This is a genomic window from Mesorhizobium sp. dw_380 (genome assembly GCF_018588885.1).
Taxonomy (GTDB): Bacteria; Pseudomonadota; Alphaproteobacteria; order Rhizobiales; family Rhizobiaceae; genus Mesorhizobium.
On record NZ_JAFFIW010000174.1, the window covers coordinates 1 to 228 of the forward strand.

Consider the following 228-nt stretch of genomic DNA (forward strand, 5'->3'; position numbering starts at 1 on the left):
CCAGACAGCGCCTCGCCAAGGGCCGCACGGCCGCTCTTGTCGACCAGCACAAGACGCGGATCGGCATCGCTCACCAGCCAGCCAAGCCGTTCGCGTGGATAGCCCGGGTCGAGCGGCACATAGGCCCCGCCTGCCTTCAGCACCGCAAGCAGGCCGATCACCATCGCCGGCGAGCGCTCGACGCAAAGCCCGACCCGATCGTCAGGCTTCACACCAAGCCCGATCAGA

The 228-nt window shown here is 68.0% G+C and carries 1 protein-coding gene; it reads right to left on the reverse strand.

Annotated features, from left to right (window positions below):
- Positions 1-228 (reverse strand): AMP-binding protein (locus JT360_RS33425; RefSeq protein WP_214477765.1); only part of this gene is annotated, 228 nt, incomplete at both ends.